Genomic DNA, 18,268 nt, shown 5'->3' with positions numbered 1-18,268 from the left:
GCGAAAAAGAGGATGCTCGGCAGCATCCTCTTTTTGTTTATACAGGTCAATGGATGATTACAATCAGTAAGATAAGGCACGGCAATGACTGTGTCACCCTGGAACTGGATAACGGGGAGCTATTGAAAATACCCCTCGCGGTGACCGGCCTGTACGGTCTGGAGACAGGAAGGTCCATTGACGCAACGGAATATGCTCAGTTGTCAGTTGAATCACAGCGCTACCGGTGCAAAGCCATGGCGCTGAATTACCTTGCCATCTGCCCACGGTCGGCGCTGGAAATGGAGAGGTATCTGGGTAAAAAAAAATTCGACCGTGACATTATCCGCGAGATCGTCAACGCCATCACGAGAGCCGGGTATATTGATGACGCGGATTACGCCGCGCGATATATCGAAAATAAACTAAGAAAAAAGCTGGTGGGGAAGCAGCTTTTGGCGAGGGAATTGCAGAAGAAGGGGATTTCCCGGCAGATAATAAACCATGCCCTTAAAGAAACCGAAACCATCCACACCGATCCTGAAGCCTTGTACGCCATTGCCCAAAAAAAGTATGCGGCGGTAAAGGATAAAAAAAACAGCATCGCCAAGCTCTCTTATTTTCTTCACAGTAGGGGTTTCGACACCGAAATGGTGAGAACCGTGACGGAAAGGATACTCAAGGAGAATGAGGATAGGGAGTGATTATCGGTCACTAGCATATTGGTTGCCAATGTCGATCGCCGTCTAACCGGACTTTTTTTCATTATTAACTACATTTTTTCTTGTAATCCTGGTATGCGTAGGTAAGTATTGCAAAATCTGACGAGTCAGTTTTCCTGCTTATATTAATTAACTATTTTAATGATGCATGCATCAGCGCGTGAAGGGGGGGAGTTATGAAAAAATTGTTATGCATTTTGATCTGTCTTTCGACTGTTATTGTTTTACGCTGTACGGATGAAGAGTCCAAGATTGACGCAACAAGCCTGTTCACCTTGACGAGCGGCTTTTCATCATCATACATGAGCTTTGCCATAATCGGCGGATTATCGACCGCCCCTGAATTTAAGGTACTGAATATGACATCGGAATTGACATCGTCGGGCAACGCCTACACCGGCGTTTTTACCGCCTCAGACTCCGCGGGGATCCATACGGTAACCATTTCATTGACCTCTCCGGCGGCAGGTTCCGAGTATCTGGAAAGCGCAACAAGCTACTTTTCCTACACAAGGGCGAATACCGCCTATACAATGAATGCAAATTATACGGTAAACAATGACTTCAGGCTCAATATCTCAGCATGGAGCGGAACCGGCACAATCATGAAAGCTACGTTCTCAGGGGTTCTGTGTAACGGTTCTGGCACTACCGACTGTCTTACAATCGAAAACGGGGTGATTAACGCTATTATACGGTAACCTTCATTTCAGTCCTTCGAACATGGATTTCCTGTCGTTTATGAAGGACTTGTAGATGCGGTAGTGATCGGTGTCTTCATAATCGATCGTATGTATGGGGGCACGGTCAAAGCTGAATATCTCCGATCCCTGAAGGGCAAGGAGGATCGGCGAATGGGTCGCTATTATGAACTGGGCATGACCCAGCCGGCCCATCTGATCGAGGAGCTGCAAGAGCTCAATCTGCCGTTTCGGGGAGAGGGCGTTTTCCGGCTCGTCCAGGAGATAGAGCCCCTTTATCTGGAATCGGTTTTTAAAGAAAGACATGTGGCACTGGCCGTGGGACTGCTCGAGAAGAGATTTTCCCCCGAAATACTCCAGCGTGGCAGGCGACATGGAGGCCCATTCATCAAGGTTCACTGCAAAATTCCGGAATATCTCAGACGCGAAGAATGACCCCGGCACCGGCTTGTCCACCCACTCGGCGCTGATATATTTATGAAGGTCCTTTTCATACCTGTTGTAGTGTGCCCTGGTCCGCTCCATTCCCTCCCATATGTGTATGCCGCATTTCGTGGCTATGGCCCGGAGCAGGGTCGATTTTCCGCTGCCGTTTTCACCCACAAAAAATACCACGGGCTTTGTAAATTCAATTGAATCAGTGACCCGGAAAAGCTCAAGGTTAAAAGGATACTGGTCATTGGTCGGATAGTTAGCGGGCTGTAATATTATACGCTTCAGGTGCATGGCAGATATCATCTGCCCGGAGCCACTATTTTGTAAAGTCACTTTCCAAAACTAGTGAATGAATATCGTTCATGGTTTATCCGGGGTATTAATATTTCCTTGAAAAATATGGCAGGGTGCCTAGAAATTGCCACAATACCTCGTTTTGAGAGGATCATAACAGGCGGTGCGACATGCTTACGGTAATGGATCTGCGGAAGTCCTTCATTGATTTTTTTCGGGAACGGGGTCACCGGATCGTCCCTTCCAGCTCCCTTCTCCCCAAGGATGACCCGACCCTCCTCTTCACCACGGCCGGCATGGTCCAGTTTAAGCCCATGTTCGCCGGTACGGTGGACCTGGAATACACCAGGGCCTCGTCGGTGCAGAAATGCCTCCGCACCAGCGATCTGGAGAACGTCGGCAAAACCAAGCGGCACCTGACCTTTTTCGAGATGCTCGGCAACTTTTCCTTCGGCGATTATTTTAAAAAAGAAGCAATCGAGTTTGCCTGGGATTATTCGACGAAGGTGATCGGCTTTCCCACGGACAGGATCTGGGTGTCCATCTACCAGGACGATGACGAGGCATTCGCGTTGTGGAACAAGAATATCGGCATACCGGAGAAAAAAATCGTGCGCCTCGGCAAGGCGGATAACTTCTGGGGACCCGCCGGGGACACCGGGGCCTGCGGTCCCTGCTCCGAGCTCTACATAGACAGGGGCGAGGCCTACGGCTGCGGCAAACCGGACTGCAAGCCAGGATGCGAGTGCGAGCGTTTCCTGGAATACTGGAACCTGGTCTTCAACCAGTACAACCAGGACGCGGCGGGGAACCTGAAACCCCTGCCCAGGCCCGGTATCGATACCGGCATGGGCCTTGAGCGTCTGGCCGCGCTGGTGCAGAACGTCGATTCGGTCTTCGAGACAGACGAGTTCATCAGCATCACCAAATTCGTATGCGACCGGGCAAAGATCGACTACCGGGACGACAAAAAGGTTCCGGTGAACATCATCGCCGAGCACGCCAGGGCCATTACCTTCGCCGTGTCGGATGGGGTTTATCCCTCCAATGACGGCAGGGGCTATGTGCTGCGGCGCATCCTCCGGCGCGCCATGCGCTTCACCCGCCAGCTCGGCATCGCGGAGCCCTTCATATACGCCGTGGTAGATCCGATCGTCGGCATCATGGGAGACTTTTATCCCGAGATCAAGGAATCCTCGGTCAATGTGAAAAAGGTCATAGAATCCGAGGAGAGGCGCTTCCTGGAAACCCTCGAGAACGGCATGGACCGCCTCGAAGAGATAATGAAGACCTGCTCGAAAAACAGGGAAAAAATAGTGTCGGGGAGCGACGCGTTCATCCTCCATGACACCTTCGGATTCCCCCTGGAGATGACCAGGGAGATGGCAATGGAGCGCGGCCTTGACGTGGACGTCAAGGGCTATGAAGATGAGATGGTAAAGCAGCGTGAAAGGGGTAAGCAGAGCTGGAAGGCCGCGTCAGGCAGCCTTGACGAAGCCTGCGAGGAGATCGGCAAAACCGCTCCTGATACAGTCTTCCGGGGTTACGACTCTGAGACCGTGTCCACGACCGTGGAGCTGCTCCATGACGGCGCTGCCGCCATTGACCGCCTTGGTGAAGGTTCCAGGGGACTCTTGGTGCTGCAGGAGACCCCCTTCTACGGCGAATCCGGAGGCCAGGTGGGGGATATCGGCCTGATAACATCCTTGACCGGGGCGGTGTTCCGGGTCGAGGACACGAAGAAGAACAATAAAACGACCACCCATGTCGGTGAAGTCGTCAAAGGGGAATTTAAAAAGGGTGATAGGGTCACCGCGGCCTATGACATCGTGAACAGGAACCTGATACGGGCCAATCACACGGTCACGCACCTCCTCCATGCCGCCCTCCGGTCGGTGCTGGGTGTCCATGTGAAGCAGGCGGGATCCCTGGTGTCCCCTGACAGGATGCGCTTTGATTTTTCTCACTTTAACGCCCTGACCGGCGACGAGCTGAAAAAAGTTGAAGAAATGGTGAACCGGAAAATATGGGAAAACATACCCGTAACCACGACGGTCATGAACTACCAGGATGCGGTCAAGACCGGCGCCATGGCCGTCTTTGACGAGAAATACGAGGACACGGTCAGGGTCGTGTCCGTCGGCGATTACAGCAAGGAGCTCTGCGGAGGCACCCACGCGGCAGTGACCGGCCAGATCGGTCTCTTCAAGATACTCCGCGAGGCCTCGCCCGGAGCCGGCATGCGCCGCATCGAGGCAGCGACCCTCAGGGGGGTCCTCGACCGGTACAATAGCCAGGAGGAAACGGTATCGGCCCTGGCCAATCTGGTGAACGTCACCGAATCGGCCCTTGTAAAAAAGGTCGATGAGATCGTAAAGCGGTCAAGGATGCTCGAAAAAGAACTTGAAAAACTTAAGAAGGATTCCCTGTCGACCGGCCTGGACTCGATACTGGCCAGCGCGGAATCGCTCGATGGCGTGACCATCGTGTCCCGGACCTTCAATGGCATGGAAGCGGAAGAGCTGCGGAACCTGTCCGACGCCATCAGGGAAAAGGAACAGAACGCCGTTGTCCTCTTCGGATCGAATAATAACGACAAGGCCCTGCTCTTGTTCGCGGCGACGAACAATGCGGTGAAAAAAGGGATAGACTGCGGGAAGATCATAAAGGAAGCGGCGCAGCTGGTGGGCGGCGGCGGCGGCGGTCGCAAGGATATGGCCCAGGCGGGGGGTAAATCGCCAGAGGGTCTGGCCGACGCGGTTGCAAAAGCAGTCGCCATTGCCCGGGACATGGTCGCCAGGAAATAACCGCAAACCCAAAATGCATGGGAGCTAATAACGCGTCCGCTCCGGGCGCGTTTTTCATGGTTGCGATTTTATGTGACATAATTATGTAAAATTATTGACAGAAAATTTTTCCGAATATACATGTTTTCCTACGGATGTTTTCCGCTATAAAGAATAGACTTGTTGTATAACTAATTAATGACAGACACGTGCACCCGCCACCGGCAGAGGGTACTTGATAGTATTGTTGAACAGTTATTCAACAGGTCAAAGGATACGTCATACAGAAAAGGCGATCCGCATTATTATGAGGTGTGTTCATGGTTGATACAGATAGGTACTCAAAATATCTGGTTCGTTCCGTAAATCATATATTCAAGCACTTTCTCGATGATGCCTCAGTTGAGGAAGTGTTCGAAACCCAGTCTAAAACCAAAGACCCCCTGGTGGTCGTTGAGATCAACGGAACCATGAAGGGAGAGATCATCATAAATCTTCCCAAGAAGACCCTTGACCTCATCACCATGAAATTCATCAATTCCGACGACATGAAGACGATCCGAAAGTACCACGGTGACGTGGCAGGCGAACTGGCGAACCTTATCACCGGGACCTTCGCCAACCAGATGCAGTTTTTGAAGCATGACATCAAACTCAACGCGCCGGAATTCAACGATGACCCGATTTCCATGAAGACCCTCTATGAAAATATAAACCTCTCCTTCAACTCGAAATTCGGGGGCTTCGACATCGATTTTTATTTCAAGGAAATGCATTAGACTAGCTTCCTTAAGCACGGCACCGTACTAGCACACCGTTTCACAGAGGGATGGATTTGTAACAGCCCTTATACGAAATTTGATCGGAGCTGATGCCACTAAGTGAATCATCTCACATCGTTGTATTCAAGAGAGCACGCAACAATACCGCTTTCTTTCAGAATACAAAAACGGGATGGGCATAAGACTATTGACTTTTCAGAAATGATGCGGTATCATTAATAATCATATAGTTCCAAAACCAACTCCATTGGGTCATGGGGGATGACTGAATGTCAAAGGCAAGAGAAGATTTGACGGCCATTTATAAGGCTGCCATTGCAGCGGTGAATCCGGTGACCGCGGTAGATACTCATGTAAGGAGAAAGAATAACACGCTCCAGCTATTATCCGGGGAGCAGGTTATGAAGGAATTCGATCTGGACGGTTTTCGCCGTATCATAGTGACCGGCGCCGGCAAGGCAACGGCGCCTATGGCCAGGGCAGTTGAGGAACTTCTCGGTGACCGCCTTGATGAGGGCCTCATTTGCGTCAAATACGGGTATACGGATAGACTTCAAAAAATAAAAATCATCGAAGCAGCCCATCCCGTGCCTGATGCCAACGGGGTAAAGGGGGCGAAACAGGTGCTGGATTTATTGAACAGCGCAACCGCGGATGATCTGATCATATCGCTTATATCGGGCGGCGGCTCGGCGCTCCTGCCGCTCCCCCCTGAGCCGATAAGCCTTGAGGAAAAAAGGGAAACGACGTCCCTCCTGCTCAAATGCGGCGCCGGTATTCATGAAGTCAACACGGTGCGGAAGCACCTGTCTCTGGTGAAGGGCGGCAATCTGGCGAGGGCGGCAGGGGGAGCCACGGTGATCAACCTCATGATATCTGACGTGGTTGGAGACAACATGGATGTGATCGCTTCGGGCCCCTTTGTGCCGGACCGGTCAACGTTCCGCGATGCATTGGGGATAATTGAAAATTACGGCCTCGATGATCAGGTGCCGGCGTCAGTATTGGGCCGCATACAAATGGGCGTCCGGGGCGATATCGAGGAAAATCCCGGTTCCGATGATCCGATTTTTAAAAATATTACGAATCTCATCGTGGCATCGAATATCATAGCCCTCCAGGCAGCGCGGGATGAGGCAGTGGCCCGCGGCTATAACAGCATCATTCTATCATCCATGATCGAAGGGGATACGAGGGACGCCGCTTTCTGGCACTCCCGGGTGGCCCGGGAGATCGCGGCATCCTCCAATCCGGTGTCTGCTCCGGCGTGCGTTGTAAGCGGAGGGGAAACCACGGTCGTGGTTAACGGCGACGGCCTGGGCGGAAGGAACATGGAGTTTGCCATGCACGCGGCATTGTTTATAGAAGGAATGGAACGGATCACCATGGCCAGCGTCGGCACTGACGGCAGCGACGGCCCCACGGACGCTGCCGGAGCAGTTGCAGACGGCTTGACGCTGGATCAATCGAGGAAAATGGGGATCGATATCAATACATACATCGCATCAAATGATTCATACCATTTCCATGAGAAAGTGGGGAATCTCATAGTGACCGGACCAACTAACACCAATACGATGGATGTGCGTATAATACTGGTGTTGTGACATAATTAGTTATCGGAATTGCATATTTTAGAATAAAAGGATTAAGTAGAAAGGAAAATAGTACGATATATAAAAAAAGTGTTGATTATTTATAATTTGAAAATTAACATATCATTAATTTTTCCATAAGGATAGAAAGACTAGTTTTTTTAATTTGAATAAATATTGTTTTTCACGAGGAGAAATATTATGACGATGAGAAGGTGCTGCAAAGTTATGTCGCTTATTATAGTAAGCGTATTCGCTTTTTCTCTTGCGTTCGCCCAGGAGAAAGCCGCGGAGAAGAAGGATGACGGCATTAAAAAGATGCCCGACGGATCGTACAGAAGCAAGGATTTTGATGAGTCAACCAGGCCTGAAGACGATTATCTGGCAAAATTTCATGCCAATGAAATTGTTGAAAAATTGATGAAGAGAAATCTTGAAGACATATACCTCCTGAATGTTCTGATAAAAAATAATTCAGGCAAAGGATGGGATACAAAATATCAGGAAATATATAACGGATATAAAGAAGGCCTCGAACAGTACTACAAGCGGAACATGATCTATGCCAGGGACAAACTGGAAAAAAACCTGACCGCGATCAATGAGCTTTTCAAGCTCGTTATCGATGACTATCAAAAGCAGAATGATGAGCTCCTCAATGAGTGCGCCGGCAAGGTTCTTCTTCTCCATCTGAATATCAGTTCCCGCATCGATCCTGACGTAGCGGAACAGCTCCAGAATAACCACTTGAGATTAAGGGTTGCCTACGGCCAGGTTGACGATGCCCAGTCATCGAAACAAAACAGGTCCTATGCCGGTTCCGTGTATCACATGCGCGTGGCAAGGGCCTATGGCATAGCGATCCTGGAATCTCTCGCGAAAGATGATAATGAGAAAAAGAGCATTCATGATAAATATAAAGTCGCCAAGGCTGATAATAAAAACAGGCTTTACGCTGAAAAGAAAGAAGAGACCAAGACCGAGACTAAAACCAAGTAATCAGAATTTTTGTCATAGAAATAAAAAAAAGGGGATTCGTCCCCTTTTTTTTATTAATTGAACATGCCGATTACGGAAGGATCGCAAGCGATTGCGGTAATTATCCATATCCGGGAACAATCCTCTAAAAAATAGTTAACCCCGGATAAATTGTAATAGAATTTATAGCGAGCGGGTTTAATATTTGCACCATCAATTCTGAGATATAGACAGTAAGAGCGCATGGCCGTTCCCAGAAAAAAAATAGAAGTCATCAAGTATAATATTATTGAATGCTACTTTTTCACGGTAAATCTGCTCCTCAAACCATGGTTGTTGATTCCTGTCGCTGTCATTTTTTTTGTCATGATGCCCGCCATGACGAGCATACAGGAATTCCCGACTTTCAGGGTCGTTATTGACCCGGGCCATGGCGGGGTGGGAAGAAAACTCATGTCGGTCCATGGTGACAGGTATGACACCGTATACCGGCGATTCCTTGATCATTTCAAGGAGGGCGCCTCCAGAGGGTCCATACAGGAACGGGAAATCGTTTACAGCATCGCAAAAAAGACGGAAAAGATCTTGAAGCTCCTTGCGCCGGGGGGAGACAGGGAAAAATTCTACCGCATCCTGGAGCGATATGCCGATGGAATGCCGCAAAAGGCCACTATCCTGACCTATATGAGCCGGGGACGCTCGGTATCCGAAGAAGAGGCCTATGACCGGGAGGATCCGAACGCTCTTTTCAGGCTTTTCGATTATCCTGACATATTCGGTGAAATGCAGCCGGGTCGAATATCCCGCATCAATGCCGTCAGGCCTCACCTGGTCGTATCGCTCCACCTGGCAAAAGACGCGCCCCGGGACTTCGAGGGCATGAACCCGGTCATCACTCCGCCCTATTCCTTTCTCCGGAAAGGACTTGCCTACCTGAAGAAAGAGGAGGAGAGTAAAAAGTTTTACACGAAGAGCCGTTACCGGGAATGGTTCATTGAGGAAAACACCCGCTCCGATTTTGACTGGTTCCTGAACGATACGTCGATTTATTTCACCGGGTATCCATTGCGGAACAGCCTTGAAATAGACCGTTCCGGCTTCAAGGGGTACCGGTACAACATGGTCAGGTGGTCCTATGCGGACAGCCCGGGATGGGAGCGTGCGGCACGCTACCGCGTTCCCTCAAGCCGATATGCCCCGACCTTTGATAACTTTGTCCCCGAAGGAAGGTTCTGGGACCGGGAGCGGTCTTCCTACGAGCATTACCGGCGCGACGGGGGAGAGGAAGGCTTCGGCGGCGACAACGCTTATGCTTCCTATGAAATCATCCGCTACATATGCTATTCACTCAATATTCACGGTGACGATAATCGGTCACAAAAACCCGGCAAGAGCTATATATCGGTATGGATCATGCCGCTCCATGTCAATGCCATCAACGCGTTCATCGAGCTGGGATACCTGAACAGGAGCCGTGACCGGCTTCTGCTGACAAAAAAACAGAATGAAATAGCGGAGGGAATCGCCGTTGGGATATTCTCGCTGCTGACCGGGCTTGCCCCGAGAGATACAAAATACAAGCATGCGCCCAAGGGGAAAGGAATTGATTTTAAAAAGTACACCATGCCGGATGGCACCAGCTATTTTGACGCTGTTGTCGGTCATTAGCGTCGTAACGCTGCTCGGCGCGGCGGGGCCTGATACTTTCAACGGGCCTTTTATCAATGCGGCTGATTCGGTCAAGAATTCCGTGGTGAGCATTTCCATATATGAAAGAAAAGCAGGCGGGAAAGACGGGAATTTCAAAAAGATCGCCTACGGCTCCGGAACCATTATTGAGGGCGGGTATATAGTCACCAATTATCACGTGGTCATGAAGGGCGACTATTTTCAGGTTCTTTTAAAAGACGGCGTGCCGTTGGAGCTGGATAGATTTGAGAACGGAAAATTGTATCTTGCCGACCAGAAAACCGACCTTGCCCTTCTAAAAATAAGGCATCCAGATGCCGTGCCGTTGAGCCCGGTCCTCTTCGATGATTCAAACCGGCTCTGTGAAGGGGAATGGGTCCTGGCCATCGGCAATCCCTACGGACTCCGGCAGACCATCACCGGCGGCATTGTTTCATCAAAGGGGAGGGACAATATAGGGTTTGCCGACATTGAGGATTTTATTCAGACTGATGTGTCCATCAACCCGGGCAATTCCGGCGGGCCCCTCATCAATCTGAAAGGAAAGCTCGTGGGCATCAACACGGCGATCCGTTCCGAATCAGGCGGCTTCCAGGGGATAAGCTTCGCCATACCTTCCAATCTGGTTAAGCAGGTGTGCCGCGAGCTTATCCGGCATGGGAGGGTCAGACGCGGATGGATAGGATTCCTGGTCAAGGAAAAACGGAACGGCATCGGGAAAGAGGAGAGCTTTCTCAAGATAGTATCAGTGATAAAGAATTCCCCCGCTGAATCGGCGGGTCTTCTCACCGGCGATATCATTCGTGAAGTGGACGGGGAAAAAATAACGACCCTGGGGAGCCTCATTCGGTCCGTTGGGAACAAACCGGTCGGAACGACCATCGACATTACCCTGTCCCGGAACGGTCGCATGGAGGAGGTGAACCTCATGCTGATGGAGCGGACGGTATATAAAAAAATACGGACCGCCATGAACAGGCTCTTCATGCTCTACGGCATTGAAATAGATGAGAATTCCCAGACCGGCGGCGTGGTCATATCGGATGTATCGCCGAAGAGCATTCTCTATAACCTGAAAAAAGGCGATGTTCTTCTCTCAATGGACGGCAAAAGAATCTCATCCCTGGATTCATTTATGAGAATATTCGATAAAGGCGGCTCACGGATAGGAAGGATCACTGTGAACAGGGATTCCCGAGTTTTTGAAATACAACTTTCCGATTGAAGGCGGTACGATATGACAGCGAATATTCTACGGATATGTTCCGCGCTTCTGCTGATGACAATGGCGCCGATAAGGCTTTTCCCGGAGGAGGGGGCGCCACAACAGAAAGCGCTCCCGCTGGATAAGAAGTTTTTTTCTGAATTTCAACGCACCGCCCCGATCCTGCGCGATGACTTCCTTGAAAGCAGGATGAACTCAATTGTGCTGGTCCGGGGACTGGTGACATCGATACAGAAAACCACGCGCCTCAAGAAAAAATACCGTGTCATCCTGACCGACCCCGAGGCTGAGCGTCTGAACGTGAAAATTGTCTACCATGTCTATATAGACAGCGCGGTATCGATCTCCATGCTCTCAGAGAACAGGAACCTCGAATTTTCGGGCCAGCTGATCGCCTATACCCCTATTAATTCCAAAAGGGACTCCTATATCCTGGATATCCTCTTCGAAAAAGGGGCGGTTATCATTGAATGACGAAATTGAATGAAATCTTTGATAAGCCAGGAAGTGACCAGGACCCATGAGGTAAAAACAGGTTCGGCAGCCGCAGGATCGTTGTCACAAAAAAAAGCGGGTCAATAGTCCTGGACGCGGAAAAACAAATCCATTTTGACGCAATGGCATTTCAGCCCATTGAATACAATGAATTTGTCAATTTTTGTCTGGAATTAAAAAGAATCGAGAATGATACGGTAATATTGAAAAAAGATGACCGGCTCTATAAACAGCGGTGATTAACCCTTTTTCGACAGTTTTTCCTTCAGGAGCTTTTTCTTTCTCTTGATCTGCTTCTTCGCCCTCTGGCGCTTTTCTCTGGCGTTGTATTGCTTTCCCACGGAGTACCTCCTCAATTTTCTAATCACATAAATTTTTGATGGAACTTTGTCAACATAAAAATGCGTAACAGAATACTCCCTCCGGCGGGTGTGCATGCGCACCTATTGCTGTCGGAAGGAATATTATATCGAAATATAGTTGCAAATTTTGTCGGAATAATGGATGTGTAGGGATGACATCCATGACCACGTCTTCTCCGGAGGATGCGTATGAAACTCAACAATGAAGCCAAGGTTGGCCTGATGATAACCATCAGCTTCACCCTGTTCATTATCTTGGTGGCGCTCCTTGCGAAAATCAATGTGTCCCGCTCCGGGTATACCCTGCGGGTCTATTTCAACTTCCTGAATGATCTCCGTATAAGCGCCCCGGTCAAGATAGCCGGCGGGATTAAGATCGGCTATGTCGAGTCAATCAAGCAGTCCGGTGAAAAAACCGAGGTGACCCTCTGGATCGAAAAAAAGTATTCCCTGGTGAAAAACACCAAGTTCGCCATTTTCACCTCCGGGCTGATCGGAGAAAAGTATATCAACGTCTTCGTCCCCCCTGCAAGCGACGTGGAGGAATTCCTCATGGACGGGGACAAGGTCTACGGCATGGACCCGGCCAGCTTCGACCAGATGATGATGACATTCCAGGCCTTCATGCAGGACGAGAGCGGGGGCCAGGTCCTGGCGGAGATTTTCCAGAATTCCAAGAAGTTCGTGGGAAACCTTAACAAGATCGCGGACGACAACAAGTACGACATACGGCAGGCGATCATATCCGCGAAGGAGACCATAGCCAACCTGAATTTCCAGTCAAAGATCATGATGGCGAACATCAACAGGTTTTCAAAGAACATGGCCGATCTTTCCGACAAGAACAAGGACGACATCAACATCACGCTCAGGAACCTGTCCGAAACGTCCACTAACCTCAACAAGATCGTCTTCCGGATTGAGAAGGGCCGCGGCACCCTGGGGCGGCTCCTGAACGAGGAGGACATCTACGTAAACCTGCGCGACGCATCCATCGCGGCCAAGGACCTCTTCCGGCAGCTCAAGCAGGATCCGTCGAAACTCTTTTTCCGGACCCAGAACTAAAAAATGGCCCGGAACAGAAAATATTTCATATGCGCCACCTGCGGTACGGATTTTCCCAAGTGGCAGGGGAAATGCTCCGCCTGCGGCGAATGGAACACCATCGTTGAGTCTGAGCCTTCGGCACCAGCCAAGACAGCGCCTGCCGGCGATGTGATATCCCTGGGCAGCGTTGAATTCAGTCCTGTTCACCGTATCATGACAGGGATCGGGGAATTCAACCTGGTGTGCGGCGGCGGCATCGTGCCCGGCTCGGTGATTCTCATCGGCGGGGAGCCGGGCATCGGCAAATCCACCCTGGCGCTCCAGGTGGCCGGATACTTCAAGACCTTGTACATTTCCGGCGAGGAGTCGCCGGCGCAGATCCGCCTCAGGGCTGATCGTATCGGCTGCCCCACGGAGGCAATAAAACTATCCACCGCCTGCGGCGTTGAACAAATCATCGGCCTGGCCGAAGCGGAAAAGCCGCAGTGTCTCATCGTCGATTCCATTCAGACGCTGTATTCGTCCGAAATACCGGGGCTCAAGGGCTCGGTGAGCCAGATACGGGAATCGGCGTCGCGCCTTGCCGAGGCTGCGAAGAGGCTGAACGCGGTCCTGATCCTCATCGGGCATATAACCAAGGAGGGCGCCATAGCCGGTCCGAAGCTCCTGGAGCACCTGGTGGACACGGTCCTCTATTTTGAGGGGAACTTTTCCCGGGACTACCGCGTCCTCCGTGCCTTCAAGAACCGTTTCGGGTCGGTGAACGAGATAGGCCTCTTCCGCATGGAGGAGCGCGGCCTGGTGGAGGTGACAGACAAGAACAAGATATTCCTGAATCCCTACCTCTCGCAGGCTCCGGGAAATTCCGTGTCAGCGGCGGCGGAGGGAAGCAGGATCATCCTCTTCGAGGTCCAGTCGCTCGTGACCTCGTCTGCGTTCCCCAATCCGCGCCGGATGGCCGACGGTTTTGACCTGAACCGGCTGATCCTCATCACGGCGGTGCTGGAAAAACACGCAGGGCTGAGGCTTGCCGCCTTCGACGTGTTCATCAACGTTTCCGGCGGCTTCCAGATAAACGACACGGCGGCGGACCTGGCCGTGGCTGTGTCCATTGCCTCGAGCTTCAAGAATAAAGCGGTGCCCCATGGCGTGGGGCTCCTCGGGGAGATATCCCTGTCAGGGGAGATACGGCCGGTCTCGCTGTGCGGTCGGAGGATACAGGAATTCAGGCATTCCGGCTTCGATACCCTCATCCTGCCGGAGGCGGAAGTGACGGAGGCGAAGGCGGCTGGCTTTGAGGGAGCCATCATAGGCATACGGACGATACAAGACGCCATCGGCCGGCTCTTTGAATAATAACGGACATTATTACAAAAGGACTGAGAGCATACCATGAATAAGAAACCCTTAGTCATCGCCCACCGGGGAGCCTGCGGCTATCTCCCGGAGCATTCAATGGCCGGCAAGGCCCTGGCCTTCGGCATGGGAGCGGATTACGTGGAGCTGGACGCCCTCCTCACCAGGGATGAAGTACCCATCGTGTTCCACGATCACTACCTGGACGCCATGACCAACGTCGCGGAGCTCTTCCCTGACCGGAAGAGGAAGGATGGATTGCACTACGCAATAGACTTCACCCTTGAGGAGATCAAGAAGCTCCGCCTCCATGAGCGGGTGGACCCCGCGACAGGCAGGGAGGTCCATCCCGGCAGATTCCCGGCAGATTCCCGGGTGCATTTTGAAATCCCCACCCTGGAAGAGGAGATCGACCTCATCCAGGGGCTTAATAAAAGCATGGTCATGGACGTGGGGTTCTATATCGAGCCTAAGGGACCTGCCTATCACACAAAAGAGGGGAAGGACATCGGAAAAGCGGTGATCGATGTCGTCCACCGCTTCGGATACCGCTCCAGGACTTCAAAGTGTGTCATCCAGAGCTTCGAGCCTGACTGCATCCGCTACATGAGGGATACGCTGAAGAGCGATCTTCCCATGGTGCAGCTCATCGGCGATGTGACCTGGGAGGAGACTCCCGGCGTCGACTATGAGCGCATGGTGACCCCGCAGGGTCTGGACGAGGTGGCAACCTATGCCGACCTCATCGGTCCCTGGGTCAACCAGGTGGTCATTGACAGGGGGAAGGGAACCAAGCCGGAATATACCCGCCTGGTGGAATGGGCCCATGAGCGGAACCTGGAGGTGAATCCCTATACGTTTAGGGCCGATGCCCTGCCGTCCTACGCCGGAACCTTTGACGAAATGCTGGAGATATTTTTATGTGAAATGAAGGTGGACGGCATCTTTACCGATTTCCCCGACAGGGCCCTGCGGTTTCTGGCGAAAAAAGGACTCTGACGATCAGAGGTTGCTTTCAATCACATCGATCATTTCCTGTACCTGCAGTTCCTTGTCGGTGAAATCACAGGCAAGGGAAATATTCTTTTTCCCGATCTCGTATTCGGCCACGGAATAAAAGAAGACCGGGCCATGGCTTTCGTTCAGATACCGCGCGTGGATCTCTATCATCCCGGAAAGAATCCTTTTGGCCACCTCGTCCCGTTGCAAGGCTATGGGGTAGCGATGCCGGAGAAGGTCAAGCATCCATACGGCCGATTCCGGGTCTATAACGGCGATGCTGTAGAGATACCAGTCGTCTATAAGCCTGATGAAGGTCTTTTTCTGCTCAGTGGTCATGATCGAATGGGCCGGGCAGAGAAAGCCGCCGCATATCTTCTCCCCGAAAAAAGAGTTATGGCGCAATGAAGCGTTCCGGTACTGGGGATGGAGCAGGCATCCGGGACGCTTGTTGAACAGGAGACCCTGGTGGGGGCAGATATATGACGTGGTGTCCCTTATGGCGCTGCCGTCGCCCTGATCGGTAATGTCGCTCGATGACAGGAATGCCGATGACCGGGCTGCGCCGCTCTCCAGAAAGCGAGACAGGTTTTCACGGGATATATCGGAAAAATTGAAAAGACCGCAGCAGGCGGAACAGCTTTTCTCTCCATCGGGCTGGCAGAGGATGATTGTTTCGTAATAGTTCATTGGTTGATTGTTCCATAGACTTTCGTCAGGCGCCGGTCCAGGCTAAAGTATTGGATTGCGGGACATTGAAAAGCCTCCGGCGATGCCTCTATGCCCCGAATTTTTTCTTTGTATAGTTCAGCAGTCCCCCTTCAAGGAGGATGGAGCGCTGACGCTGCGACAGGGCCAGGGTAAACTGATATTCCGACCCCCCGATGACAACCGGGATGGTCTCCGCTTCCATGACCAGAGACCTGAGGGAGCGGATGGTCACGCTGTCGCCGGCGTTTATCGCCGTGTAGGTGCCAGCGTCCCTGAACACAAGGGGGATGATACCGAAATTGATAAGGTTGTCCGAATGGATCCGCTCGAATGATTTCGCCATGACCAGGCGGACACCCAGGTACATGGGGCAGATGGCTGCATGCTCGCGGCTCGATCCCTGGCCGTAACTGGCGCCTCCCGCGATGGCCGTGAACAGCCCCTTTTGCTTGTCCGCAAAGGCCCGTTTTGAGAATTCCGGGTCGACGTTCTCAAATACGAACTGGGAATAGGCGGGAATATTGGACCGGTATTTCAAACGGGGGCCGGCGGGCATGATATGATCGGTGGTTATTTTATCCCCCACCTTAAGGCCGATGACGCATTGCAGTTCATCCGGGAGGGGCAACGTGTAGGGAGGCTCGCCGATATTGGGCCCCCGGATGATCTTCCCCTTAGTGTCCGACGGGGGAAGGATCATTGAATCGTCGATGATGAATTGATCGGGCATGGAAACAAAGGGAAACTCTTCTTTCGGGTATTCACGGGGATTCACCAGGACCCCGGCTAGTGCTGACAGGGCGGCTGTCTCCGGGCTCACCAGGTATATCTGGCCCGATGCCGTTCCGGAACGGCCCTCAAAGTTCCTGTTGTTCGTCCGGAGGGACACGCCGTCGGTCGGGGGCGCCTGCCCGGCGCCGATGCAGAAGCCGCAGGAGGATTCCATGATGCGGGCGCCGCTGGCGATGATGTCGGCAAGGGCCCCGTTGCGGGCGATCATCTCGAAGACCTGCCTGGAGCCGGGGGCGACTATAAGGCTTGTCCGCGGATCGACCTTCTTGCCTTTAAGGACCCGGGCCACGGTCATGAGGTCCTTGTACGATGAGTTGGTGCAGCTGCCGATGGCCACCTGGTGGATGGGAAGCCCTTTCAGCTCCGCTATCTTTTTAACATTGTCCGGCGAGTGGGGACAGGCCGCCATCGGCTCCACGGAGGAGAGGTCTATGTCGATGACGCGGTCGTAGGCTGCGTCCGGGTCTGGAAGAATCTGCCGCCACGAATCTCCCCGCTCCTGGGCATTTAAGAACAGCCGGGTTATCTCGTCGCTGGGGAAGAGGGAGGTTGTCACGCCGAGCTCCGCTCCCATGTTGGTGATGGTGGCCCGCTCTGGAACGGAAAGCGTGGCGATGCCCTCGCCGGTGTATTCCAGGACCGTGCCGACGTTACCCTTTGTCGTGAGTATGCCGAGGACGGTGAGTATCACGTCCTTGGCCGACACCCAGGGACGGAGCTTCCCGGTTAGACGGACATTGACCACCTTCGGTGCCGTCAGGTAGAAGGGGCCGCCGCCCATGGCTACCGCCACGTCGAGGCCGCCGGCGCCGATGGCTATCATACAAACGCCGCCGCCGGTGGGTGTGTGGCTGTCGGACCCGAGGAGGGTGGCGCCGGGCCTGCCGAAGCGCTCCAGGTGGACCTGGTGGCAGATGCCGTTGCCGGCGCGGGAATGATAGATGCCGTAGTTTGCGTTCATGGTCTGGAGATACAGGTGGTCGTCGGCGTTCTCGAAACCCATCTGGATGGTGTTATGGTCGATATAGGATACAGAAACCTCGGTCTTGACCTTGGGAATACCCAGGGCCTCGAACTGGAGATAGGCCATGGTCCCGGTGGCGTCCTGGGTGAGGGTCTGGTCGATGCGAATGCCGATTTCATTGCCGGGCGCCAATGTCCCTTCAATGATATGGTCGTGAAGTATCTTGTAACAGACTGATTGTCCCATGGCTGGTCCCCGGCTCCATTTCCTTTTATTAATAGAATGGCATCCAGTTGATTTTGGCCATGATTCTTTTCAAGTACTTTTTATTGATCGTGGGTGAGCAAAACATTTTG

At 52.2% G+C, this 18,268-nt stretch carries 15 protein-coding genes; 12 read left to right on the top strand and 3 right to left on the bottom strand.

Translation table 11 applies throughout. The features are described 5' to 3' along the window. Positions 1 to 53: 53 nt before the first annotated feature. Positions 54 to 683 carry a regulatory protein RecX gene (locus KA369_01840; protein ID MBP7734692.1) on the top strand — a complete coding sequence of 210 codons (630 nt, stop codon included), beginning with the start codon at positions 54 to 56 and terminating at the stop codon, positions 681 to 683. A gap of 194 nt (positions 684 to 877) precedes the next feature. Beyond that, positions 878 to 1,402 carry a hypothetical protein gene (locus tag KA369_01835; GenBank protein ID MBP7734691.1) on the top strand — a complete coding sequence of 175 codons (525 nt, stop codon included), beginning with the start codon at positions 878 to 880 and terminating at the stop codon, positions 1,400 to 1,402. A gap of 3 nt (positions 1,403 to 1,405) precedes the next feature. On the opposite strand, the gene KA369_01830 is transcribed toward KA369_01835, so the two are convergent. Further along, complete coding sequence (locus tag KA369_01830; protein MBP7734690.1) at positions 1,406 to 2,128, bottom strand: AAA family ATPase; 723 nt, start codon at positions 2,126 to 2,128, stop codon at positions 1,406 to 1,408. Positions 2,129 to 2,301: 173 nt separating this feature from the next. Between KA369_01830 and alaS the strand changes: the two genes are divergently transcribed. The 10 genes from alaS (at position 2,302) to glpQ (ending at position 15,445) form a co-directional block, all read left to right on the top strand. Continuing rightward, positions 2,302 to 4,938: an alanine--tRNA ligase gene (alaS, locus tag KA369_01825; protein ID MBP7734689.1), complete on the top strand. Its 2,637-nt coding sequence runs from the start codon at positions 2,302 to 2,304 to the stop codon at positions 4,936 to 4,938. Positions 4,939 to 5,237: 299 nt separating this feature from the next. Further along, positions 5,238 to 5,696: a chemotaxis protein CheX gene (locus KA369_01820; GenBank protein MBP7734688.1), complete on the top strand. Its 459-nt coding sequence runs from the start codon at positions 5,238 to 5,240 to the stop codon at positions 5,694 to 5,696. 272 nt (positions 5,697 to 5,968) lie between these two features. Beyond that, the gene (locus tag KA369_01815; GenBank protein MBP7734687.1) at positions 5,969 to 7,306 is read left to right on the top strand and encodes a glycerate kinase; all 1,338 of its coding nucleotides are present in this window, start codon (positions 5,969 to 5,971) and stop codon (positions 7,304 to 7,306) included. A 189-nt stretch (positions 7,307 to 7,495) separates the two neighbouring features. Then, positions 7,496 to 8,293, top strand: coding sequence for a hypothetical protein (locus KA369_01810; GenBank protein ID MBP7734686.1), 798 nt, complete (start codon positions 7,496 to 7,498; stop codon positions 8,291 to 8,293). A gap of 222 nt (positions 8,294 to 8,515) precedes the next feature. Further along, a complete protein-coding gene (locus tag KA369_01805) occupies positions 8,516 to 9,940 on the top strand; it encodes a hypothetical protein (protein MBP7734685.1) in 1,425 nt (474 codons plus the stop codon). After that, positions 9,918 to 11,186, top strand: a complete 1,269-nt coding sequence (locus KA369_01800; protein MBP7734684.1) for a trypsin-like peptidase domain-containing protein — start codon at positions 9,918 to 9,920, stop codon at positions 11,184 to 11,186. Before KA369_01805 ends, KA369_01800 begins: the two co-directional genes overlap by 23 nt. Positions 11,187 to 11,198: 12 nt before the next feature. Beyond that, complete coding sequence (locus KA369_01795) at positions 11,199 to 11,660, top strand: hypothetical protein (protein ID MBP7734683.1); 462 nt, start codon at positions 11,199 to 11,201, stop codon at positions 11,658 to 11,660. A 572-nt stretch (positions 11,661 to 12,232) separates the two neighbouring features. Next, on the top strand, positions 12,233 to 13,108 hold the full coding sequence (locus KA369_01790) for an MCE family protein (GenBank protein MBP7734682.1): 876 nt from the start codon (positions 12,233 to 12,235) through the stop codon (positions 13,106 to 13,108). 3 nt (positions 13,109 to 13,111) lie between these two features. Next, positions 13,112 to 14,446 carry a DNA repair protein RadA gene (gene radA, locus KA369_01785; GenBank protein MBP7734681.1) on the top strand — a complete coding sequence of 445 codons (1,335 nt, stop codon included), beginning with the start codon at positions 13,112 to 13,114 and terminating at the stop codon, positions 14,444 to 14,446. A gap of 36 nt (positions 14,447 to 14,482) precedes the next feature. Beyond that, positions 14,483 to 15,445, top strand: coding sequence for a glycerophosphodiester phosphodiesterase (gene glpQ, locus KA369_01780; protein ID MBP7734680.1), 963 nt, complete (start codon positions 14,483 to 14,485; stop codon positions 15,443 to 15,445). A 3-nt stretch (positions 15,446 to 15,448) separates the two neighbouring features. Here the strand turns inward: glpQ and KA369_01775 are convergent, their stop codons facing one another. Together KA369_01775 and KA369_01770 are read right to left on the bottom strand one after the other, a co-directional pair. After that, positions 15,449 to 16,135, bottom strand: a complete 687-nt coding sequence (locus tag KA369_01775; protein ID MBP7734679.1) for a hypothetical protein — start codon at positions 16,133 to 16,135, stop codon at positions 15,449 to 15,451. 88 nt (positions 16,136 to 16,223) lie between these two features. Beyond that, positions 16,224 to 18,158, bottom strand: coding sequence for an aconitate hydratase (locus KA369_01770; protein MBP7734678.1), 1,935 nt, complete (start codon positions 18,156 to 18,158; stop codon positions 16,224 to 16,226). Between the last annotated feature and the right edge of the window lie 110 nt (positions 18,159 to 18,268).

Source organism: Spirochaetota bacterium, from assembly GCA_017999915.1.
Classification (GTDB): domain Bacteria; phylum Spirochaetota; class UBA4802; order UBA4802; family UBA5550; genus RBG-16-49-21.
This window is presented reverse-complemented; position numbering and strand designations above follow the sequence as displayed.